At 55.2% G+C, this 26,438-nt stretch carries 29 protein-coding genes and 4 tRNA genes; all 33 read right to left on the bottom strand.

The window, feature by feature from the left end:
* Nucleotides 1-7: 7 nt before the first annotated feature.
* The 33 genes from rplX to birA all read right to left on the bottom strand — a co-directional run bounded on the left by rplX (nucleotide 8) and on the right by birA (nucleotide 26,278).
* Nucleotides 8-322 (bottom strand): 50S ribosomal protein L24, encoded by a 315-nt coding sequence (gene rplX / locus PspCFBP13508_RS22305; RefSeq protein WP_003186046.1) that lies wholly within the window; start codon nucleotides 320-322, stop codon nucleotides 8-10.
* An 11-nt stretch (nucleotides 323-333) separates the two neighbouring features.
* Nucleotides 334-702, bottom strand: a complete 369-nt coding sequence (gene rplN, locus PspCFBP13508_RS22310) for a 50S ribosomal protein L14 (RefSeq protein ID WP_002555479.1) — start codon at nucleotides 700-702, stop codon at nucleotides 334-336.
* 23 nt (nucleotides 703-725) lie between these two features.
* Nucleotides 726-992 (bottom strand): 30S ribosomal protein S17, encoded by a 267-nt coding sequence (gene rpsQ / locus PspCFBP13508_RS22315; RefSeq protein WP_003194644.1) that lies wholly within the window; start codon nucleotides 990-992, stop codon nucleotides 726-728.
* A 2-nt stretch (nucleotides 993-994) separates the two neighbouring features.
* Entirely contained in the window at nucleotides 995-1,186 is a 192-nt protein-coding gene (gene rpmC / locus PspCFBP13508_RS22320; protein ID WP_002555481.1) for a 50S ribosomal protein L29, read from the bottom strand.
* On the bottom strand, nucleotides 1,186-1,599 hold the full coding sequence (gene rplP / locus PspCFBP13508_RS22325; protein ID WP_003228729.1) for a 50S ribosomal protein L16: 414 nt from the start codon (nucleotides 1,597-1,599) through the stop codon (nucleotides 1,186-1,188). The genes rpmC and rplP overlap by 1 nt, the downstream gene beginning before the upstream one ends.
* Before the next feature lie 12 nt (nucleotides 1,600-1,611).
* Entirely contained in the window at nucleotides 1,612-2,298 is a 687-nt protein-coding gene (gene rpsC, locus PspCFBP13508_RS22330; protein ID WP_003176422.1) for a 30S ribosomal protein S3, read from the bottom strand.
* 13 nt (nucleotides 2,299-2,311) lie between these two features.
* On the bottom strand, nucleotides 2,312-2,644 hold the full coding sequence (gene rplV / locus PspCFBP13508_RS22335; protein ID WP_003103908.1) for a 50S ribosomal protein L22: 333 nt from the start codon (nucleotides 2,642-2,644) through the stop codon (nucleotides 2,312-2,314).
* An 11-nt stretch (nucleotides 2,645-2,655) separates the two neighbouring features.
* Complete coding sequence (rpsS, locus tag PspCFBP13508_RS22340) at nucleotides 2,656-2,931, bottom strand: 30S ribosomal protein S19 (RefSeq protein ID WP_011336172.1); 276 nt, start codon at nucleotides 2,929-2,931, stop codon at nucleotides 2,656-2,658.
* Between the two features lie 16 nt (nucleotides 2,932-2,947).
* The gene (gene rplB / locus PspCFBP13508_RS22345; protein ID WP_130912287.1) at nucleotides 2,948-3,772 is read right to left on the bottom strand and encodes a 50S ribosomal protein L2; all 825 of its coding nucleotides are present in this window, start codon (nucleotides 3,770-3,772) and stop codon (nucleotides 2,948-2,950) included.
* Between the two features lie 14 nt (nucleotides 3,773-3,786).
* Nucleotides 3,787-4,086 (bottom strand): 50S ribosomal protein L23, encoded by a 300-nt coding sequence (rplW, locus tag PspCFBP13508_RS22350; RefSeq protein WP_002555488.1) that lies wholly within the window; start codon nucleotides 4,084-4,086, stop codon nucleotides 3,787-3,789.
* Nucleotides 4,083-4,685 (bottom strand): 50S ribosomal protein L4, encoded by a 603-nt coding sequence (gene rplD, locus PspCFBP13508_RS22355; protein ID WP_003228735.1) that lies wholly within the window; start codon nucleotides 4,683-4,685, stop codon nucleotides 4,083-4,085. The genes rplW and rplD overlap by 4 nt, the downstream gene beginning before the upstream one ends.
* A gap of 12 nt (nucleotides 4,686-4,697) precedes the next feature.
* Entirely contained in the window at nucleotides 4,698-5,333 is a 636-nt protein-coding gene (rplC, locus tag PspCFBP13508_RS22360; RefSeq protein WP_003228738.1) for a 50S ribosomal protein L3, read from the bottom strand.
* An 80-nt stretch (nucleotides 5,334-5,413) separates the two neighbouring features.
* On the bottom strand, nucleotides 5,414-5,725 hold the full coding sequence (rpsJ, locus tag PspCFBP13508_RS22365; RefSeq protein WP_003186070.1) for a 30S ribosomal protein S10: 312 nt from the start codon (nucleotides 5,723-5,725) through the stop codon (nucleotides 5,414-5,416).
* A 153-nt stretch (nucleotides 5,726-5,878) separates the two neighbouring features.
* Nucleotides 5,879-7,072 (bottom strand): elongation factor Tu, encoded by a 1,194-nt coding sequence (gene tuf, locus PspCFBP13508_RS22370; protein WP_137215709.1) that lies wholly within the window; start codon nucleotides 7,070-7,072, stop codon nucleotides 5,879-5,881.
* Between the two features lie 31 nt (nucleotides 7,073-7,103).
* Nucleotides 7,104-9,209 (bottom strand): elongation factor G, encoded by a 2,106-nt coding sequence (gene fusA, locus PspCFBP13508_RS22375; RefSeq protein ID WP_016772942.1) that lies wholly within the window; start codon nucleotides 9,207-9,209, stop codon nucleotides 7,104-7,106.
* Between the two features lie 30 nt (nucleotides 9,210-9,239).
* Entirely contained in the window at nucleotides 9,240-9,713 is a 474-nt protein-coding gene (rpsG, locus tag PspCFBP13508_RS22380; protein ID WP_016772941.1) for a 30S ribosomal protein S7, read from the bottom strand.
* Between the two features lie 107 nt (nucleotides 9,714-9,820).
* Nucleotides 9,821-10,192, bottom strand: a complete 372-nt coding sequence (rpsL, locus tag PspCFBP13508_RS22385; protein WP_003186084.1) for a 30S ribosomal protein S12 — start codon at nucleotides 10,190-10,192, stop codon at nucleotides 9,821-9,823.
* Nucleotides 10,193-10,408: 216 nt separating this feature from the next.
* Nucleotides 10,409-14,608, bottom strand: coding sequence for a DNA-directed RNA polymerase subunit beta' (gene rpoC, locus PspCFBP13508_RS22390; protein ID WP_137215710.1), 4,200 nt, complete (start codon nucleotides 14,606-14,608; stop codon nucleotides 10,409-10,411).
* A gap of 64 nt (nucleotides 14,609-14,672) precedes the next feature.
* A complete protein-coding gene (gene rpoB / locus PspCFBP13508_RS22395) occupies nucleotides 14,673-18,746 on the bottom strand; it encodes a DNA-directed RNA polymerase subunit beta (protein WP_016772939.1) in 4,074 nt (1,357 codons plus the stop codon).
* A gap of 221 nt (nucleotides 18,747-18,967) precedes the next feature.
* Nucleotides 18,968-19,333, bottom strand: a complete 366-nt coding sequence (rplL, locus tag PspCFBP13508_RS22400) for a 50S ribosomal protein L7/L12 (protein ID WP_007962228.1) — start codon at nucleotides 19,331-19,333, stop codon at nucleotides 18,968-18,970.
* Between the two features lie 73 nt (nucleotides 19,334-19,406).
* Nucleotides 19,407-19,907 (bottom strand): 50S ribosomal protein L10, encoded by a 501-nt coding sequence (gene rplJ, locus PspCFBP13508_RS22405; RefSeq protein ID WP_008081912.1) that lies wholly within the window; start codon nucleotides 19,905-19,907, stop codon nucleotides 19,407-19,409.
* 198 nt (nucleotides 19,908-20,105) lie between these two features.
* Nucleotides 20,106-20,801, bottom strand: a complete 696-nt coding sequence (gene rplA, locus PspCFBP13508_RS22410; RefSeq protein ID WP_024014523.1) for a 50S ribosomal protein L1 — start codon at nucleotides 20,799-20,801, stop codon at nucleotides 20,106-20,108.
* A complete protein-coding gene (gene rplK / locus PspCFBP13508_RS22415; RefSeq protein WP_003176435.1) occupies nucleotides 20,801-21,232 on the bottom strand; it encodes a 50S ribosomal protein L11 in 432 nt (143 codons plus the stop codon). Before rplK ends, rplA begins: the two co-directional genes overlap by 1 nt.
* 118 nt (nucleotides 21,233-21,350) lie before the next feature.
* Complete coding sequence (nusG, locus tag PspCFBP13508_RS22420) at nucleotides 21,351-21,884, bottom strand: transcription termination/antitermination protein NusG (RefSeq protein ID WP_007957598.1); 534 nt, start codon at nucleotides 21,882-21,884, stop codon at nucleotides 21,351-21,353.
* Between the two features lie 9 nt (nucleotides 21,885-21,893).
* Nucleotides 21,894-22,262 carry a preprotein translocase subunit SecE gene (secE, locus tag PspCFBP13508_RS22425; RefSeq protein ID WP_016772937.1) on the bottom strand — a complete coding sequence of 123 codons (369 nt, stop codon included), beginning with the start codon at nucleotides 22,260-22,262 and terminating at the stop codon, nucleotides 21,894-21,896.
* Nucleotides 22,263-22,307: 45 nt separating this feature from the next.
* Nucleotides 22,308-22,383 (bottom strand) — tRNA-Trp (locus PspCFBP13508_RS22430).
* Between the two features lie 53 nt (nucleotides 22,384-22,436).
* Complete coding sequence (gene tuf / locus PspCFBP13508_RS22435; protein WP_024014521.1) at nucleotides 22,437-23,630, bottom strand: elongation factor Tu; 1,194 nt, start codon at nucleotides 23,628-23,630, stop codon at nucleotides 22,437-22,439.
* Between the two features lie 85 nt (nucleotides 23,631-23,715).
* Nucleotides 23,716-23,791, bottom strand: a tRNA-Thr gene (locus tag PspCFBP13508_RS22440).
* Nucleotides 23,792-23,817: 26 nt separating this feature from the next.
* Nucleotides 23,818-23,891: transfer RNA gene (locus tag PspCFBP13508_RS22445), tRNA-Gly, on the bottom strand.
* Nucleotides 23,892-23,916: 25 nt separating this feature from the next.
* Nucleotides 23,917-24,001 (bottom strand) — tRNA-Tyr (locus tag PspCFBP13508_RS22450).
* 142 nt (nucleotides 24,002-24,143) lie between these two features.
* Complete coding sequence (locus PspCFBP13508_RS22455) at nucleotides 24,144-24,575, bottom strand: hypothetical protein (protein ID WP_137215711.1); 432 nt, start codon at nucleotides 24,573-24,575, stop codon at nucleotides 24,144-24,146.
* A gap of 7 nt (nucleotides 24,576-24,582) precedes the next feature.
* Nucleotides 24,583-25,335, bottom strand: a complete 753-nt coding sequence (locus tag PspCFBP13508_RS22460; protein ID WP_130912290.1) for a pantothenate kinase — start codon at nucleotides 25,333-25,335, stop codon at nucleotides 24,583-24,585.
* On the bottom strand, nucleotides 25,325-26,278 hold the full coding sequence (birA, locus tag PspCFBP13508_RS22465) for a bifunctional biotin--[acetyl-CoA-carboxylase] ligase/biotin operon repressor BirA (RefSeq protein ID WP_137215712.1): 954 nt from the start codon (nucleotides 26,276-26,278) through the stop codon (nucleotides 25,325-25,327). The genes PspCFBP13508_RS22460 and birA overlap by 11 nt, the downstream gene beginning before the upstream one ends.
* Between the last annotated feature and the right edge of the window lie 160 nt (nucleotides 26,279-26,438).

The following is a 26,438-nucleotide window of genomic DNA, read 5'->3' on the forward strand; positions in this document are numbered from 1 at the left end:
GCAGTGTTCAAGCATCAACCGCTTTTTGGGTCGACTTGAAGACACGAATTTTCTTACCGTCTTCTACTTTGAAACCAACGCGGTCAGCCTTGTTGGTTTCGCCGTTGAAGATGGCGACGTTGGAAGCGTGCAGTGGCGCTTCTTTCTCGACGATACCGCCCTGTACGCCCGACATCGGGTTAGGCTTGGTATGACGCTTGACCAGGTTCAGACCACCAACAACCAGACGGTTGTCAGCAAGAACCTTCAGCACCTTACCGCGCTTACCTTTGTCTTTGCCGGCGATCACGATGATCTCGTCGTCACGACGAATCTTTTGCATGTCGGATCTCCTTACAGCACTTCTGGGGCGAGCGAGACGATCTTCATGAACTTCTCAGTACGAAGTTCACGGGTCACTGGCCCAAAGATACGGGTGCCGATCGGCTCTTGCTTGTTGTTCAGAAGAACAGCAGCGTTGCCATCAAAGCGGATAATGGAGCCATCAGCACGACGTACGCCGTGACGAGTGCGGACTACAACAGCAGTCATCACTTGGCCTTTTTTCACCTTACCGCGAGGAATTGCTTCCTTCACGGTAACTTTGATGATGTCACCGATACCAGCGTAACGACGATGGGAGCCACCCAGCACCTTGATGCACATAACACGGCGAGCGCCGCTGTTATCGGCCACATCGAGCATGGATTGAGTCTGAATCATATAATTTCTCCGACCCCTAGCCCTTAGACTTCCACAGCGCGTTCGAGAACATCAACCAGCGCCCAAGACTTGGTCTTGGCCATCGGACGAGTTTCACGAATAGTGACTTTGTCGCCGATGTGGCACTGATTGGTTTCGTCGTGCGCGTGCAGCTTAGTCGAACGCTTAACGTATTTACCGTAGATCGGGTGCTTAACGCGACGCTCGATCAGAACGGTGATGGTTTTGTCCATCTTGTCGCTGACAACACGGCCAGTCAGCGTACGGACAGTTTTTTCGGCTTCAGCCATGATCACTTACCTGCCTGCTGGTTGAGCACAGTCTTCACGCGAGCGATGTCACGCTTAACTTGCGAGAGCAGATGAGACTGCCCCAACTGGCCAGTTGCTTTCTGCATGCGCAGATTGAACTGGTCGCGCAGCAAGCCGAGCAGTTGCTCGTTCAGCTGCTGTGCGGATTTTTCACGAAGTTCATTCGCTTTCATCACATCACCGTCCGTTTAACAAAGGAGGTGGCGAGCGGCAGCTTTGCAGCAGCCAGGGCGAAAGCCTCACGCGCCAGCTCTTCAGAAACACCCTCGATTTCATACAGGACTTTGCCTGGCTGAATCTGGGCAACCCAGTACTCCACGTTACCCTTACCTTTACCCATACGAACCTCGAGAGGCTTCTTGGAGATCGGCTTGTCCGGGAATACACGGATCCAGATCTTGCCGCCACGTTTTACGTGACGGGTCAGAGCACGACGCGCTGACTCGATCTGACGAGCGGTGAGACGACCACGAGCAACAGACTTCAGCGCGAACTCGCCGAAGCTGACTTTGCTACCGCGCAGTGCCAGACCACGGTTGTGGCCGGTCATCTGCTTGCGGAACTTCGTACGCTTTGGTTGCAACATTTGGCGTACCCCTTACTTAGCAGCTTTTTTACGAGGCGCTGGTGCTTGTGGTTTCAGTTCTTCTTGGCGACCACCAATAACTTCGCCTTTGAAGATCCAAACCTTTACACCGATCACACCGTAAGTGGTGTGAGCTTCGTAGTTGGCATAGTCGATGTCGGCACGCAGGGTGTGCAGTGGCACACGACCTTCGCGATACCATTCAGTACGTGCGATTTCAGCACCGCCGAGACGACCGCTCACTTGGATTTTGATGCCTTTGGCACCAATGCGCATGGCGTTCTGTACTGCGCGCTTCATAGCGCGACGGAACATTACACGACGCTCCAGCTGCTGAGCTACGCTCTGCGCAACCAGCATACCGTCGAGCTCCGGCTTGCGGATCTCTTCGATATTGATGTGCACAGGCACACCCATTTGCTTGGTCAGGTCCTGACGCAGTTTCTCAACATCTTCACCTTTCTTCCCGATAACGATACCAGGACGAGCGGTGTGGATGGTGATGCGTGCAGTTTGGGCCGGACGATGGATATCGATACGGCTTACGGACGCGCTTTTTAGTTTGTCTTGGAGATACTCACGCACTTTCAGATCTGCGAACAAGTAGTCCGCATAAGTCCGACCGTCTGCGTACCAGACGGAGGTGTGCTCCTTGACGATTCCCAGGCGAATGCCAATGGGATGTACTTTCTGACCCATCTCTTCGACTCCGTTACTTGTCAGCAACCTTGACAGTGATATGGCAAGACCGCTTGACGATGCGATCAGCACGGCCTTTGGCACGTGGCATGATGCGCTTCAGCGAACGCCCTTCGTTGACGAAAACGGTGCTGACCTTCAGGTCATCAACGTCTGCGCCTTCGTTATGCTCGGCGTTGGCTACGGCCGACTCCAGCACTTTCTTCATGATCTCGGCGGCTTTCTTACTGCTGAAAGCCAACAGGTTGAGCGCTTCGCCCACCTTCTTCCCGCGGATCTGGTCGGCGACCAAGCGGGCTTTCTGGGCGGAGATTCGAGCGCCCGACAACTTAGCGGCTACTTCCATTTCCTTACCCCTTAACGCTTGGCTTTCTTGTCAGCCACGTGCCCGCGATAGTTGCGGGTACCGGCGAACTCGCCCAGTTTGTGGCCGACCATGTCTTCGTTAACGAGAACTGGGACGTGCTGACGACCGTTGTGTACTGCGATGGTCAGACCGACCATTTGTGGCAGGATCATCGAACGACGCGACCAGGTTTTAATTGGTTTGCGATCGTTCTTTTCCGCCGCCACTTCGATCTTCTTCAGTAGGTGAAGATCAATAAAAGGACCTTTTTTCAGAGAACGTGGCACTGTCGTATCCCTCTATTTACTTGCGACGACGGACGATCATTTTGTCGGTACGCTTATTACCACGAGTCTTCGCGCCCTTAGTCGGGAAGCCCCATGGCGATACCGGATGACGACCACCAGAGGTACGACCTTCACCACCACCATGTGGGTGGTCAACCGGGTTCATGGCAACACCACGAACGGTTGGGCGAACGCCACGCCAGCGTTTGGCACCAGCTTTACCCAGCGAACGCAGGCTGTGCTCGGAGTTCGAGACTTCACCCAGGGTCGCACGGCATTCAGCCAGGACTTTACGCATTTCACCGGAACGCAGACGCAGGGTCACGTAGACACCTTCACGAGCGATCAGCTGAGCCGAAGCACCAGCGGAACGAGCGATCTGTGCACCTTTACCTGGCTTCAATTCGATGCCGTGTACGGTAGAACCGACTGGAATGTTGCGCAGTTGCAGAGCATTGCCTGGCTTGATTGGAGCCAGAGCGCCTGCGATCAGCTGGTCGCCAGCACTCACGCCTTTAGGGGCGATGATGTAGCGGCGCTCGCCGTCTGCGTAGCAAAGCAGTGCGATGTGAGCAGTACGGTTTGGATCGTATTCGATGCGCTCGACAGTGGCGGAGATGCCATCTTTGTCGTTGCGACGGAAATCGACCATACGGTAATGCTGCTTATGACCACCACCGATGTGACGAGTGGTAATACGGCCATTGTTGTTACGACCACCAGACTTCGATTTTTTCTCGAGCAGCGGTGCGTGAGGAGCGCCTTTATGCAGCTCCTGGTTGACCACCTTGACCACAAAACGGCGGCCAGGGGAAGTCGGTTTGCATTTAACGATTGCCATGATGCACCCCTTCCTTACTCAGCACTGCTGCTGAAATCGAGATCTTGGCCTGGCTGAAGGGAGATAACTGCCTTCTTCCAGTCATTACGCTTGCCCAGACCGCGAGCAGTGCGCTTGCTCTTACCCAGAACATTCAGGGTAGTGACGCGCTCTACTTTCACGCTGAACAGGCTTTCGACGGCCTTCTTGATTTCCAGCTTGGTTGCGTCAGTAGCAACCTTGAAAACGAACTGGCCTTTCTTGTCTGCCAGAACCGTAGCCTTCTCGGAAACGTGCGGGCCAAGCAGAACTTTAAATACGCGTTCCTGGTTCATCCCAGCAGCTCCTCGAATTTCTTCACGGCCGACACGGTGATCAACACCTTGTCGTATGCGATCAGACTAACTGGATCGGAACCTTGCACATCACGTACATCTACGTGCGGCAGGTTGCGAGCAGCCAGGTACAGGTTCTGATCAACAGCGTCCGACACGATCAGAACGTCGGTCAGGCTCATGTTGTTCAGTTTGCCCAGCAGATCTTTGGTTTTCGGAGTTTCAACAGCGAAATCCTGAACCACGACCAGACGATCAGTACGCACCAGCTCAGCAAGGATGGAACGCATTGCTGCGCGATACATCTTCTTGTTCAGCTTCTGGGAGTGATCCTGTGGACGAGCTGCGAAAGTGGTACCGCCGCCACGCCAGATTGGGCTACGGATAGTACCGGCACGAGCACGGCCAGTACCTTTCTGACGCCATGGGCGCTTGCCGCCACCACGAACGTCGGAACGGGTCTTCTGCTGCTTGCTACCTTGACGGCCGCCGGCCATGTAGGCCACGACTGCTTGGTGAACCAGCGTCTCGTTGAATTCGCCGCCAAATGTCAGTTCGGAAACTTCGATCGCTTGAGCGTCATTTACATTTAATTGCATGTCAGCTTCCCCTTAACCGCGAGCCTTGGCTGCTGGACGTACAACCAGGTTGCCGCCAGTAGCGCCAGGAACAGCACCCTTGACCAACAACAGATTGCGTTCAGCGTCCACGCGCACTACTTCCAGGGACTGCACGGTCACGCGCTCAGCGCCCATATGACCGGACATTTTTTTGCCCTTGAATACACGACCAGGAGTCTGGCACTGGCCGATAGAGCCTGGGACGCGGTGGGATACGGAGTTACCGTGGGTGTTATCTTGCCCGCGGAAATTCCAACGCTTGATCGTACCCTGGAAGCCTTTACCCTTGGACTGACCGGTTACATCAACCAGTTGACCAGCGGCGAAGATTTCAGCGTTGATCAGATCGCCAGCCTGGTACTCGCCTTCTTCAAGGCGGAATTCCATGGTGGTGCGACCAGCGGCAACGTTCGCTTTAGCGAAGTGGCCAGCCTGAGCTGCTGTTACACGCGAAGCGCGACGCTCGCCGACAGTGACTTGCACTGCACGATAGCCATCGGTCTCTTCAGTTTTGAACTGGGTGACGCGATTCGGCTCGATCTCAATGACCGTGACCGGAATGGAGACACCTTCTTCGGTGAAAATACGGGTCATACCGCATTTACGACCGACTACACCAATAGTCATGTTGTAAACCTCATGAGTGTACGGGGCTTTCACCCGCTATGGCCGCCCATTTCAGAGCGTTACACGACCAAGACCGAGTCTTAGCCGAGGCTGATCTGCACTTCCACACCGGCCGCAAGATCAAGCTTCATCAGCGCGTCAACGGTTTTATCCGTTGGCTGGACGATGTCCAGAACACGCTTATGAGTGCGGATCTCGTACTGGTCACGCGCGTCTTTGTTGACGTGCGGGGAAACCAGAACGGTGAACCGCTCTTTACGGGTAGGCAGTGGAATTGGACCACGCACTTGAGCACCAGTACGTTTCGCGGTTTCCACGATTTCCTGGGTTGATTGGTCGATCAGGCGATGGTCAAAAGCCTTCAACCTGATACGGATTTGCTGATTTTGCATTGGATTTCAGACTCCGGCTGCTATTCCCACCGGGCGCAATACGCCCGTTAAAAGGAGGCGCAATTCTATAGACGCCCCCGATAGGTGTCAACCCAATAAAAAAGCCCCCGCTGAGCGGGGGCTTTTCAATCCATCAAGCTGACTTTAAAAGTCTTACTCGATGATTTTGGCTACGACGCCAGCGCCGACGGTACGACCGCCTTCACGGATAGCGAAACGCAGACCGTCTTCCATCGCGATGGTTTTGATCAAGGTAACAGTCATCTGAATGTTGTCACCCGGCATTACCATTTCAACGCCTTCTGGCAGCTCGCAGTTACCAGTCACGTCAGTAGTACGGAAGTAGAACTGTGGACGGTAGCCTTTGAAGAACGGAGTGTGACGGCCGCCTTCTTCCTTGCTCAGAACGTAAACTTCTGCGGTGAACTTGGTGTGCGGCTTGACCGAACCTGGCTTGACCAGAACCTGGCCACGCTCAACGTCGTCACGCTTGGTACCACGCAGCAGAACGCCGCAGTTCTCGCCAGCACGACCTTCGTCGAGCAGTTTGCGGAACATCTCAACACCGGTGCAGGTAGTGGTGGTGGTGTCACGCAGACCAACGATTTCCAGAGAGTCCTGAACGCGAACGATACCGCGCTCGATACGACCAGTCACAACAGTACCGCGACCCGAGATCGAGAACACGTCTTCGATTGGCATCAGGAATGGCTTGTCGATCATACGAACTGGCTCTGGGATGTAGGTATCCAGAGTTTCAACCAGTTTACGAACGGCAGTGGTGCCCATTTCGTTGTCGTCTTTGCCTTCCAGCGCCATACGAGCCGAACCGATGATGATCGGAGTGTCGTCACCTGGGAAGTCGTAGGTCGACAGCAGGTCACGAACTTCCATCTCAACCAGTTCCAGCAGCTCAGCGTCGTCTACCAGGTCAGCCTTGTTCAGGAAAACCACGATGTACGGAACGCCTACCTGACGGGACAGCAGGATGTGCTCACGGGTTTGCGGCATCGGACCATCAGCGGCCGAGCAAACCAGGATCGCACCGTCCATCTGGGCAGCACCGGTGATCATGTTCTTCACGTAGTCAGCGTGACCTGGGCAGTCAACGTGAGCGTAGTGACGAATAGTCGAGTTGTACTCAACGTGAGCGGTGTTGATGGTGATACCGCGAGCTTTTTCTTCTGGTGCGCTGTCGATCTTGTCGAATTCAACGACGGCCGAACCGAAAACTTCGGAGCAGACGCGAGTCAGAGCAGCAGTCAGAGTGGTTTTACCGTGGTCAACGTGACCAATGGTGCCAACGTTGACGTGCGGTAGGGAACGATCAAATTTTTCTTTAGCCACGACAATTAACTCCTAGCCTAAAGGGGCTGAATCAGCCTTGTTTTTTGGTTACGGATTCGACGATGTGCGACGGAGCCGTATCGTATTTTTTGAATTCCATAGAGTAGCTTGCGCGACCCTGGGACATGGAACGAACGTCGGTCGCATAACCGAACATCTCACCCAGTGGAACCTCGGCACGGATAACCTTGCCGGACACTGTGTCTTCCATACCCTGGATCATGCCGCGACGACGGTTAAGGTCGCCCATCACATCACCCATATAGTCTTCAGGCGTAACAACCTCTACCGCCATGATCGGCTCGAGCAACTCACCACCGCCCTTCTGGGCCAGTTGCTTGGTCGCCATGGAAGCAGCCACCTTAAACGCCATCTCGTTGGAGTCGACGTCGTGGTAAGAACCATCGAACACGGTAGCCTTCAGGCCGATCAGCGGATAGCCGGCAACAACGCCGTTCTTCATCTGCTCTTCGATACCCTTCTGGATAGCCGGGATGTATTCCTTAGGAACCACACCACCTACAACTTCGTTCACGAATTGCAGACCTTCCTGACCTTCGTCAGCAGGAGCAAAACGGATCCAGCAGTGACCGAACTGGCCGCGACCACCGGACTGACGAACGAACTTGCCTTCGATTTCACAGTTCTTCGTGATGCGCTCACGATACGAAACCTGAGGCTTGCCGATGTTGGCTTCGACGTTGAACTCACGGCGCATCCGATCAACCAGGATGTCCAGGTGCAGCTCGCCCATGCCGGAGATGATCGTCTGACCAGTCTCTTCATCAGTTTTAACGCGGAAAGACGGGTCTTCCTGAGCGAGTTTGCCCAGAGCGATACCCATTTTTTCCTGGTCATCCTTGGTCTTGGGCTCTACGGCAACCGAAATAACCGGCTCCGGGAAGTCCATGCGAACCAGGATGATTGGCTTGTCAGCGTTGCAGAGGGTTTCACCAGTGGTGACGTCCTTCATGCCGATCAGGGCCGCGATGTCACCAGCGCGCACTTCCTTGATCTCTTCGCGAGCGTTTGCGTGCATTTGCACCATACGACCCACGCGCTCTTTCTTGCCCTTGACCGAGTTGATCACGCCGTCGCCGGAGTTCAACACGCCCGAGTAAACGCGGACGAAGGTCAGGGTACCCACGAATGGGTCGGTAGCGATCTTGAACGCCAGAGCCGCAAAAGGCTCGTTGTCGTCTGCATGACGCTCCATCTCTTCTTCCTCGTTATCAGGGTTGGAACCCTTGATAGCAGGAATGTCGGTCGGAGCAGGCAGGTAGTCGATAACGGCGTCGAGAACCAGGGGAACGCCCTTGTTCTTGAACGAAGAACCGCAAACGGCCAGAACGATTTCGCCGGCGATAGTACGCTGACGCAAAGCAGCCTTGATCTCTTCGATCGACAGCTCTTCGCCTTCCAGGTACTTGTTCATCAGCTCTTCGTTGGCTTCGGCAGCAGCTTCAACCATGTTGTTGCGCCACTCTTCAGCCAGCTCTTGCAGCTCGGCAGGAATGTCCTTGCGAACAGGGACCATACCTTTGTCGGAGTCATTCCAGTAGACAGCTTGCATGTTGATCAGATCGATCTGACCCTGGAAGTTGTCTTCGGAACCGATGGCCAACTGGATCGGCACCGGAGTGTGACCCAGACGCTGCTTGATCTGACCGATCACGCGCAGGAAGTTGGCGCCGGCACGGTCCATCTTGTTTACGTAAACAAGACGTGGAACGCCGTATTTGTTGGCTTGACGCCATACGGTTTCCGACTGCGGCTCAACACCCGAAGTACCGCAGAACACAACGACAGCGCCGTCGAGTACGCGCAGGGAACGTTCAACTTCAATGGTGAAGTCAACGTGGCCCGGGGTATCGATTACGTTGAAACGGTGCTCGTGAGAGTACTGCTTCTCGGAACCTTTCCAGAAGGCGGTAATGGCAGCAGAAGTAATGGTAATACCACGCTCCTGCTCCTGAACCATCCAGTCTGTGGTCGCGGCGCCATCATGCACCTCGCCCATTTTGTGACTTTTGCCGGTGTAAAACAGTACGCGCTCGGTGGTGGTGGTTTTACCAGCATCCACGTGAGCGACGATACCGATGTTACGGTAGCGGCTAATCGGAGTAGTACGAGCCATAAAGCCCTCGCAAAATTAGTGAAGCTAAAATTAGAAGCGGTAGTGCGAGAAAGCTTTGTTAGCTTCGGCCATACGGTGCACGTCTTCACGCTTCTTAACAGCAGCACCTTTACCTTCAGCAGCATCCAGCAGTTCGCCAGCCAAACGCAGAGCCATAGACTTCTCGCCGCGCTTACGGGCGAAGTCTACCAACCAGCGCATTGCCAGAGCGTTACGACGGGAAGGACGAACCTCGACCGGAACCTGGTAAGTAGCACCACCAACGCGGCGCGACTTCACTTCGACCAGCGGAGCGATGGCGTCGAGTGCTTTTTCGAAGAGTTCCAGGGGATCGGTGCCAGCCTTACGGGCCGCAACGGTTTCCAGGGCACCATAAACGATACGCTCGGCAACGGCTTTCTTGCCGCTTTCCATAACGTGGTTCATGAATTTGGCGAGGATCTGGCTTCCGTATTTCGGATCGTCCAGAATCTCACGCTTTGCTGCTACGCGACGTCTTGGCATGATAAGCCCTCAAGCGGTCTTCAGGTTAGCTCGGGACAGATCCAGAGGATGCGTGCCCGACCTTACTCTTATCGACTCAATAAAATAAAAATCTGCAAAACGGCCGATTACTTCGGACGCTTGGTACCGTACTTCGAACGACCCTGGTTACGGCCTTTAACGCCGGAAGTATCCAAGGAGCCGCGAACGGTGTGGTAACGAACACCTGGCAAGTCTTTTACACGACCGCCGCGGATCAGTACCACGCTGTGCTCTTGCAGGTTGTGGCCTTCACCGCCGATGTACGAGGAAACCTCGAAACCGTTGGTCAGACGCACACGGCATACTTTACGCAGTGCCGAGTTAGGTTTTTTCGGCGTGGTGGTGTACACACGGGTGCACACGCCACGACGTTGCGGGCAGTTCTGCAGCGCAGGTACGTCGGATTTCTCGACGATACGCTTACGCGGCTGACGTACCAGCTGGTTGATAGTTGCCATCTACTAGCTCCACTGTTGTCTTGCGACGCTATTGTCTTGCAAGAAAAGCAAAATGGCAGGAACGAATTCCCGCCAAATTTAGGGGATCAAGAGTCTAAAGAGGATCTTGATTCCAGTCAAGGCAAGGCCCCGACCTCCCCGCCCATCGAACCTTGACTTGATGTCTCGATTCGACGAACGGAGCGACCAGGGCCTCACGCTCGTTTATCGCAGAACTCAGTTACCGCTCGAGTTCAGCGCTTCGGTCAGTGCAGCTTCCACTTCACTGGCGCTTACGCGCAACGGCTTGTCGGCATCACGGCGACGCTTGCGCTCGCTGTGATAGGCAAGACCGGTACCAGCCGGGATCAGACGACCCACGACTACGTTTTCTTTCAGGCCGCGCAGGTAATCGCGCTTGCCGGTGACTGCCGCTTCGGTCAGTACGCGGGTGGTTTCCTGGAAGGAAGCCGCCGAGATGAACGATTCGGTGGACAACGACGCCTTGGTGATACCCAGCAGAACGCGAGTGAACTTGGAGACAAACTTGTCTTCCGCGCTCAGACGCTCGTTCTCTACCAGAACGTGAGTCAGTTCCATCTGGTCACCCTTGATGAAGCTGGAATCGCCGGACTCGGAGATTTCAACTTTACGCAGCATCTGACGCAGGATGGTCTCGATGTGCTTGTCGTTGATCTTCACGCCTTGCAGACGATAAACGTCCTGGATCTCGTTGACGATGTACTTGGCCAGCGCGCTTACACCCAACAGACGCAGGATGTCGTGCGGATCGCTTGGACCGTCGGAGATAACTTCGCCGCGGTTTACCTGTTCGCCTTCGAAGACGTTCAGGTGACGCCACTTCGGAATCAGCTCTTCATACGGATCGCTACCGTCGTTCGGGGTAATGACCAGACGGCGCTTGCCTTTGGTCTCTTTACCGAACGCGATGGTGCCACTGACTTCAGCCAGAATCGACGCTTCTTTCGGACGACGGGCTTCGAACAGGTCGGCAACACGCGGCAGACCACCGGTGATGTCACGGGTCTTAGAAGTTTCCTGCGGGATACGAGCGATAACGTCACCGATCGCAATCTTCGCACCGTCAGCCACACCGACCAGAGCGTTGGCTGGCAGGAAGTACTGAGCGATAACGTCAGTGCCTGGCAGCAACAGATCCTTGCCGTTGTCATCGACCATCTTCACTGCTGGACGGATTTCCTTACCGGCAGCTGGACGATCTTTCGCGTCAAGTACTTCAATGTTGGTCATACCGGTCAATTCGTCAGTCTGACGCTTGATCGTGATGCCTTCTTCCATGCCCACGTAGGTCACGGTACCTTTCATTTCAGTAACGATCGGGTGAGTGTGCGGATCCCACTTGGCCACGATTGCGCCAGCGTCGACCTTGTCACCTTCCTTAACCGAAATCACAGCACCGTACGGCAGCTTGTAACGCTCGCGTTCACGACCGAAGTCGTCCGCGATTGCCAGCTCACCGGAACGGGACACGGCAACCAGGTGGCCATCCACTCGCTCAACGTGCTTCAGGTTGTGCAGACGGACGGTACCGCCATTTTTCACCTGAACGCTGTCGGCTGCGGAAGTACGGCTTGCCGCACCACCGATGTGGAACGTACGCATGGTCAGCTGGGTACCCGGCTCACCGATGGACTGGGCAGCGATAACGCCGACCGCTTCACCGATGTTCACCTGATGACCACGAGCCAGATCACGGCCGTAGCACTTGGCGCAGATGCCGTAGCGGGTTTCGCAGCTGATCGGCGAACGCACGATCACTTCGTCGATGCTGTTCAGCTCGATGAACTCGACCCACTTCTCGTCAACCAGAGTGCCGGCAGGAACGATAACGTCCTCGGTACCCGGCTTGAATACGTCACGGGCAATGACACGACCCAATACGCGCTCACCCAACGGTTCTACAACGTCACCGCCTTCAATGTGCGGAGTCATCAGCAGACCGTGTTCGGTGCCGCAATCGATCTCGGTTACTACCAGATCCTGCGCCACGTCTACCAGACGACGAGTCAGGTAACCGGAGTTAGCGGTTTTCAACGCGGTATCCGCCAGACCTTTACGAGCACCGTGAGTCGAGATGAAGTACTGAAGTACGCTCAGACCTTCACGGAAGTTCGCAGTAATCGGCGTTTCAATGATGGAACCGTCCGGCTTGGCCATCAGACCACGCATACCGGCCAGCTGACGAATCTGTGCTGCGGAACCCCGTGCACCCGAGTCGGCCATCATGTACATCGAGTTGAAAGACTCTTGATCAACTTCGTCGCCGTGACGGTCGATGACTCTCTCTTTCGAGAGGTTGGCCATCATCGCCTTGGAAACTTCGTCGTTCGCTTTCGACCAGAGGTCGATCACTTTGTTGTACTTCTCGCCCTGGGTTACCAGGCCGGAGGCGTACTGGCTCTCGATCTCTTTCACTTCGTCGGTGGCTGCACCGATGATGCGGGCTTTTTCATCCGGGATAACGAAGTCGTTAACACCGATGGAAACGCCGGAGATGGTCGAGTAAGCGAAACCGGTGTACATCAACTGGTCAGCGAAGATCACGGTCTCTTTCAGACCAACCACGCGGTAGCACTGGTTGATCAGCTTGGAGATCGCCTTTTTCTTCATCGGCAGGTTGACGACGTCGTACGACAGACCTTTTGGCACAACCTGGAACAGCAGCGCACGGCCGACAGTGGTGTCGACGATACGGGTACCGCTCACGCTGTTGCCGTCACGGTCGTTGACGGTTTCGTTGATACGAACCTTGACCTTGGCGTGCAGTGCGGCTTCGCCGGCACGGAACACACGGTCGACTTCCTGCAGATCCGCGAATACACGACCTTCGCCTTTGGCGTTGATCGCTTCACGGGTCATGTAGTACAGACCCAATACAACGTCCTGCGAAGGAACGATGATTGGCTCACCGTTGGCTGGCGACAGAATGTTGTTGGTCGACATCATCAACGCACGCGCTTCGAGCTGGGCTTCCAGCGTCAGCGGTACGTGCACGGCCATTTGGTCGCCGTCGAAGTCGGCGTTGTACGCGGCGCAGACCAGCGGGTGCAGCTGGATAGCCTTACCTTCGATCAGTACCGGTTCAAACGCCTGGATACCCAGACGGTGAAGGGTCGGTGCACGGTTGAGAAGAACCGGGTGTTCGCGAATCACTTCAGCGAGAACGTCCCAAACCTCTGGCAACTCGCGCTCGACCATTTTCTTGGCCGCTTTGATGGTGGTCGCCAGACCACGCATTTCGAGCTTGCCGAAAATGAACGGTTTGAACAGCTCGAGAGCCATCTTCTTCGGCAGACCGCACTGGTGCAGACGCAGGGTCGGGCCTACGGTAATTACCGAACGACCGGAGTAGTCAACACGCTTACCGAGCAAGTTCTGACGGAAACGACCTTGCTTACCCTTGATCATGTCAGCCAGGGATTTCAGAGGACGCTTGTTGGAACCAGTGATTGCGCGGCCACGACGACCGTTGTCGAGCAGTGCATCGACCGCTTCCTGCAACATACGCTTTTCGTTGCGCACGATGATGTCCGGCGCGGACAGATCCAGCAGGCGCTTCAAACGGTTGTTACGGTTGATCACTCGACGATACAGATCGTTGAGGTCGGAGGTCGCGAAACGACCGCCATCCAGCGGGACCAGTGGACGCAGATCTGGCGGCAGAACCGGCAGAACGGTCAGCACCATCCACTCTGGCAGGTTGCCGGAACCCTGGAAGGCTTCCATCAACTTCAGACGCTTGGACAGTTTCTTGATCTTGGTTTCCGAGTTGGTTTGCGGAATTTCTTCGCGCAGACGGCCAATCTCGTGTTCCAGGTCGATAGCGTGCAGCAATTCACGGACAGCTTCGGCACCCATGCGGGCGTCGAAATCGTCACCGAACTCTTCCAGCGCTTCGAAGTACTGCTCGTCGTTCAGCAGCTGACCTTTTTCAAGGGTGGTCATGCCTGGATCGATAACGACATAGCTCTCGAAGTAGAGAACGCGTTCGATATCACGCAGGGTCATGTCCATCAGCAGGCCGATACGCGACGGCAGCGATTTCAGGAACCAGATGTGGGCAACCGGCGAAGCCAGTTCGATGTGCGCCATGCGCTCACGACGAACCTTGGCCAGTGCGACCTCAACGCCGCACTTCTCGCAGATCACACCACGGTGCTTCAAGCGCTTGTACTTACCGCACAGGCACTCGTAATCCTTTACCGGGCCAAAGATCTTGGCGCAGAACAGGCCGTCACGCTCAGGTTTGAACGTACGGTAGTTGATGGTTTCCGGCTTTTTAACTTCACCGAACGACCACGAACGGATCATCTCCGGCGAGGCCAATCCGATACGGATGGCGTCGAACTCTTCGACTTGACCCTGGTTTTTCAGCAAATTCAGTAGGTCTTTCAAGGCCTTTCCTCCTGGCGGAGCAGAGAGCGGGCAATCCTGCCCCGCTCTCGATTCGCGTCACGTGTTATTCGGTTTCCAGATCGATATCGATGCCGAGGGAACGAATTTCCTTGATCAACACGTTGAAGGACTCGGGCATGCCCGGCTCCATACGGTGATCGCCATCCACGATGTTTTTGTACATCTTGGTACGGCCGTTCACATCGTCCGACTTCACTGTGAGCATTTCTTGCAGAGTGTAAGCAGCACCGTATGCTTCCAGTGCCCAGACCTCCATCTCCCCGAAACGCTGACCACCGAACTGCGCCTTACCACCCAGCGGCTGCTGGGTAACCAGGCTGTAAGAACCGGTAGAACGCGCGTGCATCTTGTCGTCTACCAAGTGGTTCAGCTTCAGCATGTACATGTAGCCAACGGTAACTGGACGCTCGAACTTGTTGCCGGTACGGCCGTCGGTCAGCTGCATCTGGCCGCTTTCCGGCAGGTCTGCCAGTTTCAGCATGGCCTTGATTTCGCTTTCCTTGGCGCCGTCGAACACTGGAGTGGCCATTGGAACGCCGCCACGCAGGTTGTTCGCCAGATCGAGGATTTCCTGATCGGAGAAGCTGTCCAGATCTTCGTTACGACCGCCGATCTGGTTGTAGATCTCGTCCAGGAAGGTGCGCAGTTCAGCGACTTTACGCTGCTCTTCGACCATCCGGTTGATCTTCTCGCCCAGACCTTTGGCCGCGAGGCCCAGGTGGGTTTCGAGGATCTGACCAACGTTCATACGCGAAGGTACGCCCAGCGGGTTGAGGACCACGTCGACCGGGGTGCCATTGGCATCGTGCGGCATGTCTTCAACCGGCATGATCACGGAGACCACACCCTTGTTACCGTGACGACCGGCCATCTTGTCGCCCGGCTGGATGCGGCGACGGATTGCCAGGTAAACCTTGACGATCTTCAGCACGCCTGGAGCCAGGTCATCGCCCTGCTGCAGTTTGCGCTTCTTGTCTTCGAACTTGTCGTCCAGCAGACGGCGACGATCAACGATGTAGGCCTGAGCCTTCTCGAGCTGCTCGTTCAGAGCATCTTCAGCCATGCGCAGTTTGAACCACTGGCCGTGCTCAAGACCGTCGAGTACTTCGTCGGTGATGTCCTGACCTTTCTTCAGGCCGGCGCCGCCTTCGGCCTTGTGGCCTACCAGTGCGGAACGCAGACGCTCGAAAGTCGCGCCTTCAACGATGCGGAACTCTTCGTTCAGATCCTTGCGGATCTCGTCCAGTTGGGACTTCTCGATCGACAGTGCACGAGCATCACGCTCAACACCGTCACGGGTGAAGACCTGTACGTCGATGACAGTACCTTTGGTGCCGGTTGGCACGCGCAGGGATGTGTCTTTAACGTCGCTGGCTTTTTCACCGAAGATTGCACGCAGCAGTTTTTCTTCCGGAGTCAGTTGGGTCTCGCCTTTCGGAGTGACCTTGCCAACCAGGATGTCGCCTGCGCCTACTTCAGCACCTACGTAAACGATACCGGCTTCGTCCAGCTTGTTCAGTGCAGCTTCACCCACGTTCGGGATGTCCGCAGTGATTTCCTCTGGGCCAAGCTTGGTGTCACGGGCCACACAGGTCAGTTCCTGAATGTGGATCGTGGTGAAACGGTCTTCCTGAACCACACGCTCGGACAGGCAGATGGAGTCTTCGAAGTTGAAGCCGTTCCATGCCATGAACGCGATGCGCATGTTCTGACCCAGTGCCAGTTCACCCATATCGGTGGACGGGCCGTCGGCCATGATGTCGCTACGCTGAACACGATCACCTTTACGCACCAGCGGACGCTGGTTGATGCAGGTGTTCTGGTTCGAGCGGGTGTATTTGGTCAGGTTGTAGATGTCGACACCGGCTTCACCGGTTTCAACTTCGTCATCGGCAACACGAACCACGATACGGCTGGCATCGACGGAATCGATCACGCCACCACGACGAGCCACGACGCAAACGCCGGAGTCACGGGCTACGTTACGCTCCATGCCGGTACCTACCAGCGGCTTGTCAGCGCGCAGAGTCGGTACAGCCTGACGCTGCATGTTCGAACCCATCAACGCACGGTTGGCGTCGTCGTGCTCGAGGAACGGAATCAGCGACGCTGCAACCGAGACAACCTGCTTCGGCGAAACGTCCATCAGGGTGACGTCTTCCGGCGCCTTGACGGTGAATTCGTTCAGGTGACGTACGGCAACCAGTTCGTCGATCAGGACTTTCTGCTCGTTCATGGTCGCCGAAGCCTGCGCGATCACGTGATCGGCTTCTTCAATAGCGGACAGGAACACGATCTCGTCGGTGACCACACCCTCTTTCACCACGCGGTACGGGCTTTCCAGGAAGCCGTACTGGTTGGTGCGAGCGTACGCAGCCAGGGAGTTGATCAGACCGATGTTCGGACCTTCCGGCGTTTCAATCGGGCAGACACGACCGTAGTGAGTCGGGTGTACGTCACGGACTTCAAAGCCTGCGCGCTCACGAGTCAGACCGCCAGGGCCGAGTGCAGAGACACGACGCTTGTGGGTGATCTCGGACAGCGGGTTGTTCTGGTCCATGAACTGCGACAGCTGGCTGGAACCGAAGAACTCTTTCACCGCCGCAGCCACTGGCTTGGCGTTGATCAGGTCTTGCGGCATCAGGCCTTCGCTTTCAGCCATCGACAGACGCTCTTTGACCGCACGCTCAACACGTACCAGGCCAACGCGGAACTGGTTCTCGGCCATTTCGCCTACGCAGCGAACACGACGGTTACCCAGGTGGTCGATGTCATCGACGATGCCTTTACCGTTACGGATGTCGACCAGAGTCTTCAGGACCGCGACGATGTCTTCCTTGCACAGCACGCCCGAACCTTCGATTTCGGTACGACCGATACGACGGTTGAACTTCATCCGGCCGACCGCAGACAGGTCATAGCGCTCGGGGCTGAAGAACAGGTTGTTGAACAGGGTTTCGGCAGCGTCTTTGGTTGGCGGCTCGCCTGGACGCATCATGCGATAGATCTCGACCAGCGCTTCCAATTGGTTGCTGGTGGAGTCGATCTTCAGCGTGTCGGAGACGAACGGACCGCAGTCGATGTCGTTGGTATACAGGGTCTCGATGCGAACGACCTGAGCCTTGGCGATTTTTGCCAGGACTTCAGTGTTCAGCTCGGTGTTGCATTCGGCCAGGATTTCGCCGGTAGCCGGGTGCACGATAGCCTTGGCGGTGGTGCGGCCAAGGACGTAGTCCAGTGGCACGTCCAGCGTCTTGATACCGGCTTTTTCGATCTGGTTGATGTGGCGCGCGGTAATACGGCGGCCTTGCTCAACGATGACCTTGCCCTTCTCGTCCTGGATGTCCAGAACTGCAACTTCACCACGCAGGCGCGATGGCACCAGTTCCAGGCTGAGGGTTTCGCCGCTCAGGTGGAATACGTTGGTGGTGTAGAACGCGTCCAGCACTTCTTCGGTGGTGTAACCGAGTGCGCGCAGCAGTACCGAAGCCGGCAGTTTGCGACGACGGTCGATACGCACGAAGACGCAGTCTTTCGGGTCGAATTCGAAGTCCAGCCACGAACCGCGGTAAGGAATGATGCGAGCCGAGTACAGCAGTTTGCCGGAGCTGTGCGTCTTGCCGCGGTCGTGATCAAAGAACACGCCCGGGGAACGGTGCAGCTGGGAAACGATAACACGCTCGGTACCGTTGATTACAAAGGTACCGTTCTCAGTCATCAGGGGGATTTCACCCATGTAGACTTCTTGCTCTTTGATGTCCTTGATCGCTTTGTTCGACGATTCTTTGTCGAAAATGATCAGGCGCACTTTTACCCGCAAAGGTACGGCGAAAGTTACACCGCGCAATACGCATTCTTTGACATCAAATGCCGGTTCGCCCAGGCGATAACCGACGTACTCCAGCGCAGCATTGCCGGAGTAGCTGATGATCGGGAAAACGGATTTGAAGGCCGCATGCAGGCCCACGTCGCGGAACTGATCTTTAGTCGCTCCCGCTTGCAAGAATTCACGATACGAATCCAGCTGGATGGCCAGGAGGTAAGGCACATCCATGACGTCCGGCAACTTGCTAAAGTCCTTGCGGATACGTTTTTTCTCAGTATATGAGTAAGCCATCAGCGTTCCCCAGCTTGGTCACCTGCTTGTTTGGCCCCTCCCGACGGGAGCAGCCAGAAAATCGTGCAAACCCCATGGTTTGCGCCACCGCATCGGGTGGTTACAGCGCCTTTATTGGCACCGACCCAGTCGGCTGCCAATAACGGAAAAAGGCCGGTGGCAAGAGCCACCAGCCATCAGCCTGTCGCTTGACGCTCGGGCTGGAGGAGCAAAGTCGATGCTTACTTCAGCTCGACTTTAGCGCCTGCTTCTTCCAGCTTCTTCTTGGCGTCTTCAGCAGCTTCTTTCGAAACGCCTTCAGCTACAACCTGAGGAGCGCCGTCTACTTTCTCTTTGGCTTCTTTCAGGCCCAGACCGGTCAGTTCACGAACTGCCTTGATCACGTTAACCTTCTTCTCGCCAGCTTCCAGCAGAACAACGTTGAACTCGGTTTGCTCTTCAACAGCAGCAGCAGCTACAGCTGGGCCAGCCGAAGCGGCAGCAGCGGTAACACCGAAGGTTTCTTCCATCGCTTTGATCAGCTCAACGATTTCCACTACGGATTTCTGGCCGATTGCTTCGATGATTTGTTCGTTAGTCAGAGACATGACTCATTTCCTGAATTGGGGGACGGCCTACGCGACCATCGAAATAAACAAAAAACGCGAGAAGTGACGAGCCTTAGGCTGCGGCAGCTTCTTTCTGGTCGCGAATTGCCGCCAGAGTACGAGCCAACTTGCTGGTAGCGCCTTGAATCACGCTCATCAGCTGGGAAATTGCTTCGTCACGGGTCGGCAGAGTTGCCAGTACGTCGATCTGATTAGCTGCGAGGAACTTGCCCTCGAACGCAGCTGCCTTGATCTCGAACTTGTCCTGACCCTTGGCAAACTCTTTGAAGATACGGGCAGCAGCGCCCGGATGTTCGTTCGAGAATGCAATCAGGGTCGGGCCGGTGAACACGTCGTTGAGGACACTGTATTGAGTGTCAGCAACAGCGCGCTTGAGCAGGGTGTTACGTACAACACGTACGTAAACGCCAGCTTCACGAGCCTCTTTACGGAGTCCGGTCATTGCGCCTACTGTTACGCCACGTGCATCAACCACGACAGCGGACAGAGCGACTTTGGCAGCCTCGTTGACTTCAGCGACGATGGCCTTCTTGTCTTCGAGATTAATTGCCACGGGTTTAACTCCTGCTTGTTACCGTTTCATTCGATCGGAACCGAATGTCGTTTTGGTGTCTGATTCGGTAAGGAACCGGGAGCACCATCTGCGTAGGCTTGAGGTTTAAGGCTTGCGCCGCCTACGGTCTTGGATAGCCCCCGCCAGGCAGGGACCCCAATCTTTCAATTGGCGCGGCAAACCGCGCCAACCTTTGTCTTACGCGTCGAGTGAGCTCTGGTCGATAACCAGACCTGGGCCCATAGTGGTGCTCAGGGTAACGCGCTTGACGTAAATGCCTTTCGAGGAAGCTGGCTTGATACGCTTCAGATCAGCGATCAGGGCTTCAACGTTTTCCTTCAGCTTGACGGCGTCGAAGCCGATCTTGCCAACGGAAGTGTGGATGATGCCGTTTTTGTCGGTGCGATAACGAACCTGACCAGCCTTGGCGTTCTTGACCGCGTTGGCTACGTCTGGAGTTACGGTGCCGACTTTCGGGTTAGGCATCAGGCCGCGTGGACCGAGGATCTGACCCAGCTGACCTACAACGCGCATGGCATCCGGGGATGCGATCACTACGTCATAGTTCAGGTCGCCGCCTTTCATTTCAGCAGCCAGGTCGTCCATACCCACACGGTCAGCGCCGGCAGCCAGAGCGGCCTCAGCAGCTGGACCCTGGGTGAACACAGCAACGCGAACGGTCTTGCCAGTGCCGTGTGGCAGCACAGTAGCGCTACGAACAACCTGGTCGGATTTACGCGGGTCTACACCCAAGTTTACAGCAACGTCGAACGACTCGCTGAACTTGACAGTCGACAGCTCGGCCAGCAGAGCAGCGGCGTCTACAATGTTGTAGGCCTTGCCTGCTTCGATTTTGCCGGCGATAGCCTTTTGACGCTTGGTCAGCTTAGCCATTACACACCCTCCACGTTAAGGCCCATGCTACGAGCAGAACCGGCGATAGTACGCACGGCTGCATCCATATCAGCTGCAGTCAGATCCGCGTTTTTGGTTTTCGCGATTTCTTCCAGCTGAGCACGGGTAACAGTGCCAACCTTAACGGTGTTCGGACGAGCGGAACCGCTGGTCAGACCGGCCGCCTTCTTCAGCAGAACCGAAGCAGGGGTGGATTTGGTTTCGAAAGTGAAGCTACGGTCGCTGTAGACAGTGATGATCACTGGAGTCGGCAGACCTGGCTCAAGACCCTGAGTACGGGCGTTGAAAGCCTTGCAGAATTCCATGATGTTCACGCCGTGCTGACCCAGAGCAGGACCAACCGGTGGACTTGGGTTAGCCTGAGCGGCCTTCACTTGCAGCTTGATGTAAGCGGTAATCTTCTTGGCCATGAGGCACTCCAATTACGGGTTCGAACGCCTCGAAAGGCTCCCCGGTTACTTGCGCGTTTATCCCAGTGACGACAAAACCCCACAGCCTAAGGCTGCGGGGTTGGGATTGCTTGTCCAGTTAGACCTTCTCGACCTGACTGAACTCGAGCTCCACCGGAGTAGAGCGACCGAAAATGAGCACTGCCACTTGGATCCGGCTCTTTTCGTAGTTAACTTCTTCCACAACGCCATTGAAATCAGCGAATGGACCGTCATTGACACGTACCGTCTCGCCTGGCTCGAACAACGTCTTCGGCTTCGGCTTGTCGCTACCATCAGCAACCCGACGCAGAATCGCTTCTGCCTCTTTATCGGTAATTGGTGCAGGCTTGTCGGCAGTACCGCCGATGAACCCCATCACCCGAGGAGTATCCTTGACCAAGTGCCAAGTACCCTCGTTCATATCCATCTGGACCAGCACATAGCCCGGGAAGAATTTCCGTTCGCTTTTGCGCTTCTGGCCGTTACGCATCTCTACCACTTCTTCAGTGGGAACCAGAATCTCGCCGAAGCCATCTTCCATGCCAGCCAGCTTTACGCGCTCGATCAGCGAGCGCATCACATGCTTCTCGTAACCCGAGTAAGCATGCACAACATACCAACGCTTAGCCACGGGACACCCTTAGCCGACAATCAAGGAAACAAGCCAGCCGAGCAGGGAATCAAGACCCCACAACAGCAACGCCATAACCAGAACAACAGCCACGACAATCAGCGTGGTCTGCGTGGTTTCTTGGCGAGTTGGCCACACGACTTTACGAATCTCGGTGCGAGCTTCCTTAACCAGTACAAAGAAAGACTTGCCCTTCGCGGTCTGCAAGCCTACAAAGGCAGCTACAGCAGCAATGGCAAGCAAAGCGAGTACACGGTACAGGATCGGCGAAGCAGCGTAATACTGATTGCCAACAACGCCAACAACTACCAAAGCGACTACTACAAGCCACTTGAGCAGATCGAAGCGAGAGCCTTGAGCTTCAGCTTTAGGAGTCATCTATGAAGATCCTGTGAAAAGAAAGCCAGACACACCGAGTGAATCTGGCAGGTCAGGAGGGAATCGAACCCCCAACCTACGGTTTTGGAGACCGTCGCTCTGCCAATTGAGCTACTGACCTAAAACAAAATCAGGCCGACCATTATGCCAGCCCGAAAAATACATTACAACCGCTTATTCGATGATTTTGGCTACGACGCCAGCGCCGACGGTACGACCGCCTTCACGGATAGCGAAACGCAGACCGTCCTCCATCGCGATGGTTTTGATCAGGGTAACAGTCATCTGAATGTTGTCACCTGGCATTACCATTTCAACGCCTTCTGGCAGCTCGCAGTTACCAGTCACGTCAGTAGTACGGAAGTAGAACTGTGGACGGTAGCCTTTGAAGAACGGAGTGTGACGGCCGCCTTCTTCCTTGCTCAGAACGTAAACTTCTGCGGTGAACTTGGTGTGCGGCTTGACCGAACCTGGCTTGACCAGAACCTGGCCACGCTCAACGTCGTCACGCTTGGTACCACGCAGCAGAACGCCGCAGTTCTCGCCAGCACGACCTTCGTCGAGCAGTTTGCGGAACATCTCAACACCAGTGCAGGTGGTGGTGGTGGTGTCACGCAGACCAACAATTTCCAGAGCGTCCTGAACGCGAACGATACCGCGCTCAATACGACCAGTCACAACAGTACCGCGACCCGAGATCGAGAATACGTCTTCGATTGGCATCAGGAATGGCTTGTCGATCATACGAACTGGTTCTGGGATGTAGGTATCCAGAGTTTCAACCAGTTTACGAACGGCAGTGGTGCCCATTTCGTTGTCGTCTTTGCCTTCCAGCGCCATACGAGCCGAACCGATGATGATCGGAGTGTCGTCGCCCGGGAAGTCGTAGGTCGACAGCAGGTCACGAACTTCCATCTCAACCAGTTCCAGCAGCTCAGCGTCGTCTACCAGGTCAGCCTTGTTCAGGAAAACCACGATGTACGGAACGCCTACCTGACGGGACAGCAGGATGTGCTCACGGGTTTGTGGCATCGGACCATCAGCGGCCGAGCAAACCAGGATCGCGCCGTCCATCTGGGCAGCACCGGTGATCATGTTCTTCACGTAGTCAGCGTGACCTGGGCAGTCAACGTGAGCGTAGTGACGAATAGTCGAGTTGTACTCAACGTGAGCGGTGTTGATGGTGATACCGCGAGCTTTTTCTTCTGGTGCGCTGTCGATCTTGTCGAATTCAACGACGGCCGAACCGAAAACTTCGGAGCAGACGCGAGTCAGAGCAGCAGTCAGAGTGGTTTTACCGTGGTCAACGTGACCAATGGTCCCAACGTTGACGTGGGGCAGGGAACGATCAAATTTTTCCTTAGCCATCGATATCACCCTCTACAGAAGAAATTAGACAAACAATATCAACCATTAAAACAAAGGCAGATATTTTCATATCTGCCTTGTTATATGGAGCTCTTGAGCGGATTTGAACCGCTGACCTCACCCTTACCAAGGGTGTGCTCTACCAACTGAGCTACAAGAGCAGAACCCTTTGCACAACCTGCAAACTTGGAGCGGGTAGCGGGAATCGAACCCGCATCATCAGCTTGGAAGGCTGAGGTTCTACCACTAAACTATACCCGCGGAGCCTGCAGCTCACGCTTAAATCTGGTGGAGGGAGAAGGATTCGAACCTTCGAAGTCGTAGACGTCAGATTTACAGTCTGATCCCTTTGGCCGCTCGGGAACCCCTCCTAATCAGGCCGGCATTCTATATCATGCCAAACCTCTGTCAAGCATTTTCTCATTTAAAAACCTGAGGTTAGCTGCGTTGACACGCCTCACTTTGAAATCCGGTTAAGGTCTTCGCTGTGGAGCGGGCGCCATTCTATGCAAACTATTCGGCAGGTGCAACCCCTTCGCACAGCATTATTTTATGTTTTAACTCATTGAATTCCTTGGAAAGGTTTAGCAACTGTTGATCGCCCAACAAACGCTGGCCATCCGGTGTGACTGTTAGCCAGTAACCGCTTCCAGCAGCGTCTTTCGGCACGGATTGCACATTGACCTTCATTGCCGACAGACGCTGCTGCAACCTGGCAACCGAATCCTCATCAGAAAACCCACCAAGGAACAGACACTGCTGACGCGGAGCAGCCTCCACTCTGCGCCCATCACTGGCTGTTTCGCTCAGCAAACGAATATCCTGCTGCGAACCACGATATAAATTCAGAGGCGTCACGTCTTTGGCTCGCAAGGGCGCTTCCTGCTGATGCCAGACATAGTAAAAAACATTGAGAACCACAAGGAGCAGGAACAACCAACGCATATAAACCTCAGGACAAGGGACACGCCATGGCCAGGCCGACAAAAACCAGGTCGGGCACAACCTTGGCCTCAGGCACGACGCCATCCACCAACTCGGCATCCCCTCCCGTGATGAAGACCATGAAGCTTTCGCCCCAATATGCTCGAGCCAGCTCTAATTGAGTGAGTACGAAGCCCCTTAACATCAGAGAACAACCGCGCTCCACCGCCTCAACGGTGGTCCGCCCCGGTACGTGACTGGAAAGGGCCCGCTCCGCCGCCTCATCACCATAACGAATTTTACGCGTATGGGTGCGCAGCTGGTTTCGCATCAAAGGCATACCAGGACAAATGAAACCACCAAGATGCTCACCGTCAGCCGCAACAAAATCGGCAGTGACCGCCGTACCGAAGTCGAGAACCAGGCAAGCATTCCCAGCAGCCAAGTGAAAGCCGCCAAGCATCGCCAGCCAGCGATCAAGGCCTAGACGCTCATAATCCTCGTAGCCGTTTCGAACACCGGACATCTCGCGAGCAGGTTTTGCGCACACAATAGGAATACCGAACTCGCGCTCAATAAGCTCGATTAACGCGCCGGTTTCCTCGTTGGTCCTGACGCTCACCAAACGACAGTGGCGCAGCGAGAGAGACCTTATGTGCCGCAGGCTTTCGATCAAAGCCTGATTGGAGTCTACAACTCCTTCCGAGACCACCGCGCTCGCCAAGGCGTCCAACACGCGCCATTTTATAAAGCTGTTGCCGCAGTCAAGCTCAAGAATCATCACGCAACCTCAGGCTGAGCTCTCCGCCACTAAAGACTTTTTCAATACCATCTACAAGCAAACGCAACCCGCCTTGGCTATCAATGCCGAGCACGACCCCATCAATATGGCTGTTACCCGCGATCAACGAAACGGTCCGATCCTGCCACAGATGGTTTTCCGCCCATTCTTCCTGCAGACTCGCGAACCCTTCAAGCTGATGTTTATGGATATAAGCCTCGAGTTGATTACTCAACTCCGCCACTAAAGCATTGCGATCGCAGGACTTGCCGGACTCAAGCTTTATAGAGGTCCATTGCTGGTCTACCTCGTCAGCAACTTGCATATTCACGTTGATTCCTATGCCCACCACAACATGACATACATCCGCCGGATCTCCGACGAGCTCAAGCAGGATGCCTGCTATTTTCTTGTAGCCCACCAAAACATCGTTGGGCCACTTCAAACCGGCTGTCGGCACACCACCGCTTCGCAAGGTCTGCAGTACCGCCAGACCAACAACAAGGCTCAACCCTTCAAGCTGACGCATGCCGCCTTCGATACGGAGTACGAGGCTGTAATAAAGGTTTTCGGCAAATGGGCTCACCCACTTTCGACCACGGCGACCACGCCCAGCCACCTGTCGCTCGGACAGCACCAAAAACGGCGCGAGAGCCCCTTCATTAATAGAGCGCAAAGCCTCGGCATTTGTTGAATCGACAGAATCGAACACAGTTACCGGCCATTGAGGTGCTCTTCTGGTTATTTCCAAGGGCTCAAGCAGAGTCAGAGGCGCGGACAGTTGATAGCCGCGACCGCGAACTTTATGGATCGACAGGCCAAGTTCAGCTTCAAGCTGCTGCAGCTGCTTCCATACAGCGCTTCGGCTAACTCCCAGGGCCACGCCCAGATCCTGTCCAGAATGGAATCGTCCATCCTTCAGAAGATTCAACAACGTCAACATGCAGGTTTCGCCTCACAATGAGGCCCGCATAATAGCCATGCCCCGGACTGTTGCATAGAAATCAGGCAGACACATTTCTCGCAGGCAAAACAAAACCCCAACTGCTTTCGCAATTGGGGTTTCGGAATTTAATCTTGACGATGACCTACTCTCACATGGG

The organism is Pseudomonas sp. CFBP13508 (genome assembly GCF_005233515.1).
In the GTDB taxonomy this organism is placed as follows: Bacteria; Pseudomonadota; Gammaproteobacteria; order Pseudomonadales; family Pseudomonadaceae; genus Aquipseudomonas; species Aquipseudomonas mercuritolerans.

Excerpts from the sequence above, each read along its gene's own strand:
- rplK (WP_003176435.1), bottom strand. The coding sequence starts at position 21,232 with ATGGCCAAGAAGATTACCGCTTACATCAAGCTGCAAGTGAAGGCCGCT.
- rplC (WP_003228738.1), bottom strand. The coding sequence starts at position 5,333 with ATGACTATTGGTGTAGTCGGTCGTAAATGCGGTATGACCCGTATTTTC.
- rplD (WP_003228735.1), bottom strand. The coding sequence starts at position 4,685 with ATGCAATTAAATGTAAATGACGCTCAAGCGATCGAAGTTTCCGAACTG.
- rpsQ (WP_003194644.1), bottom strand. The coding sequence starts at position 992 with ATGGCTGAAGCCGAAAAAACTGTCCGTACGCTGACTGGCCGTGTTGTC.
- rpmC (WP_002555481.1), bottom strand. The coding sequence starts at position 1,186 with ATGAAAGCGAATGAACTTCGTGAAAAATCCGCACAGCAGCTGAACGAG.
- rpsG (WP_016772941.1), bottom strand. The coding sequence starts at position 9,713 with ATGCCAAGACGTCGCGTAGCAGCAAAGCGTGAGATTCTGGACGATCCG.
- fusA (WP_016772942.1), bottom strand. The coding sequence starts at position 9,209 with ATGGCTCGTACTACTCCGATTAGCCGCTACCGTAACATCGGTATCGTC.
- rpoB (WP_016772939.1), bottom strand. The coding sequence starts at position 18,746 with ATGGCTTACTCATATACTGAGAAAAAACGTATCCGCAAGGACTTTAGC.
- rplP (WP_003228729.1), bottom strand. The coding sequence starts at position 1,599 with ATGTTGCAACCAAAGCGTACGAAGTTCCGCAAGCAGATGACCGGCCAC.
- PspCFBP13508_RS22460 (WP_130912290.1), bottom strand. The coding sequence starts at position 25,335 with ATGATTCTTGAGCTTGACTGCGGCAACAGCTTTATAAAATGGCGCGTG.
- rplX (WP_003186046.1), bottom strand. The coding sequence starts at position 322 with ATGCAAAAGATTCGTCGTGACGACGAGATCATCGTGATCGCCGGCAAA.
- rplB (WP_130912287.1), bottom strand. The coding sequence starts at position 3,772 with ATGGCAATCGTTAAATGCAAACCGACTTCCCCTGGCCGCCGTTTTGTG.
- rpsJ (WP_003186070.1), bottom strand. The coding sequence starts at position 5,725 with ATGCAAAATCAGCAAATCCGTATCAGGTTGAAGGCTTTTGACCATCGC.
- rplL (WP_007962228.1), bottom strand. The coding sequence starts at position 19,333 with ATGTCTCTGACTAACGAACAAATCATCGAAGCAATCGGCCAGAAATCC.
- rplW (WP_002555488.1), bottom strand. The coding sequence starts at position 4,086 with ATGAACCAGGAACGCGTATTTAAAGTTCTGCTTGGCCCGCACGTTTCC.
- secE (WP_016772937.1), bottom strand. The coding sequence starts at position 22,262 with ATGACTCCTAAAGCTGAAGCTCAAGGCTCTCGCTTCGATCTGCTCAAG.
- rpsL (WP_003186084.1), bottom strand. The coding sequence starts at position 10,192 with ATGGCAACTATCAACCAGCTGGTACGTCAGCCGCGTAAGCGTATCGTC.
- tuf (WP_024014521.1), bottom strand. The coding sequence starts at position 23,630 with ATGGCTAAGGAAAAATTTGATCGTTCCCTGCCCCACGTCAACGTTGGG.
- birA (WP_137215712.1), bottom strand. The coding sequence starts at position 26,278 with ATGTTGACGTTGTTGAATCTTCTGAAGGATGGACGATTCCATTCTGGA.
- PspCFBP13508_RS22455 (WP_137215711.1), bottom strand. The coding sequence starts at position 24,575 with ATGCGTTGGTTGTTCCTGCTCCTTGTGGTTCTCAATGTTTTTTACTAT.
- rplA (WP_024014523.1), bottom strand. The coding sequence starts at position 20,801 with ATGGCTAAGCTGACCAAGCGTCAAAAGGCTATCGCCGGCAAAATCGAA.
- rplN (WP_002555479.1), bottom strand. The coding sequence starts at position 702 with ATGATTCAGACTCAATCCATGCTCGATGTGGCCGATAACAGCGGCGCT.
- rplV (WP_003103908.1), bottom strand. The coding sequence starts at position 2,644 with ATGGAAGTAGCCGCTAAGTTGTCGGGCGCTCGAATCTCCGCCCAGAAA.
- rpsC (WP_003176422.1), bottom strand. The coding sequence starts at position 2,298 with ATGGGTCAGAAAGTACATCCCATTGGCATTCGCCTGGGAATCGTCAAG.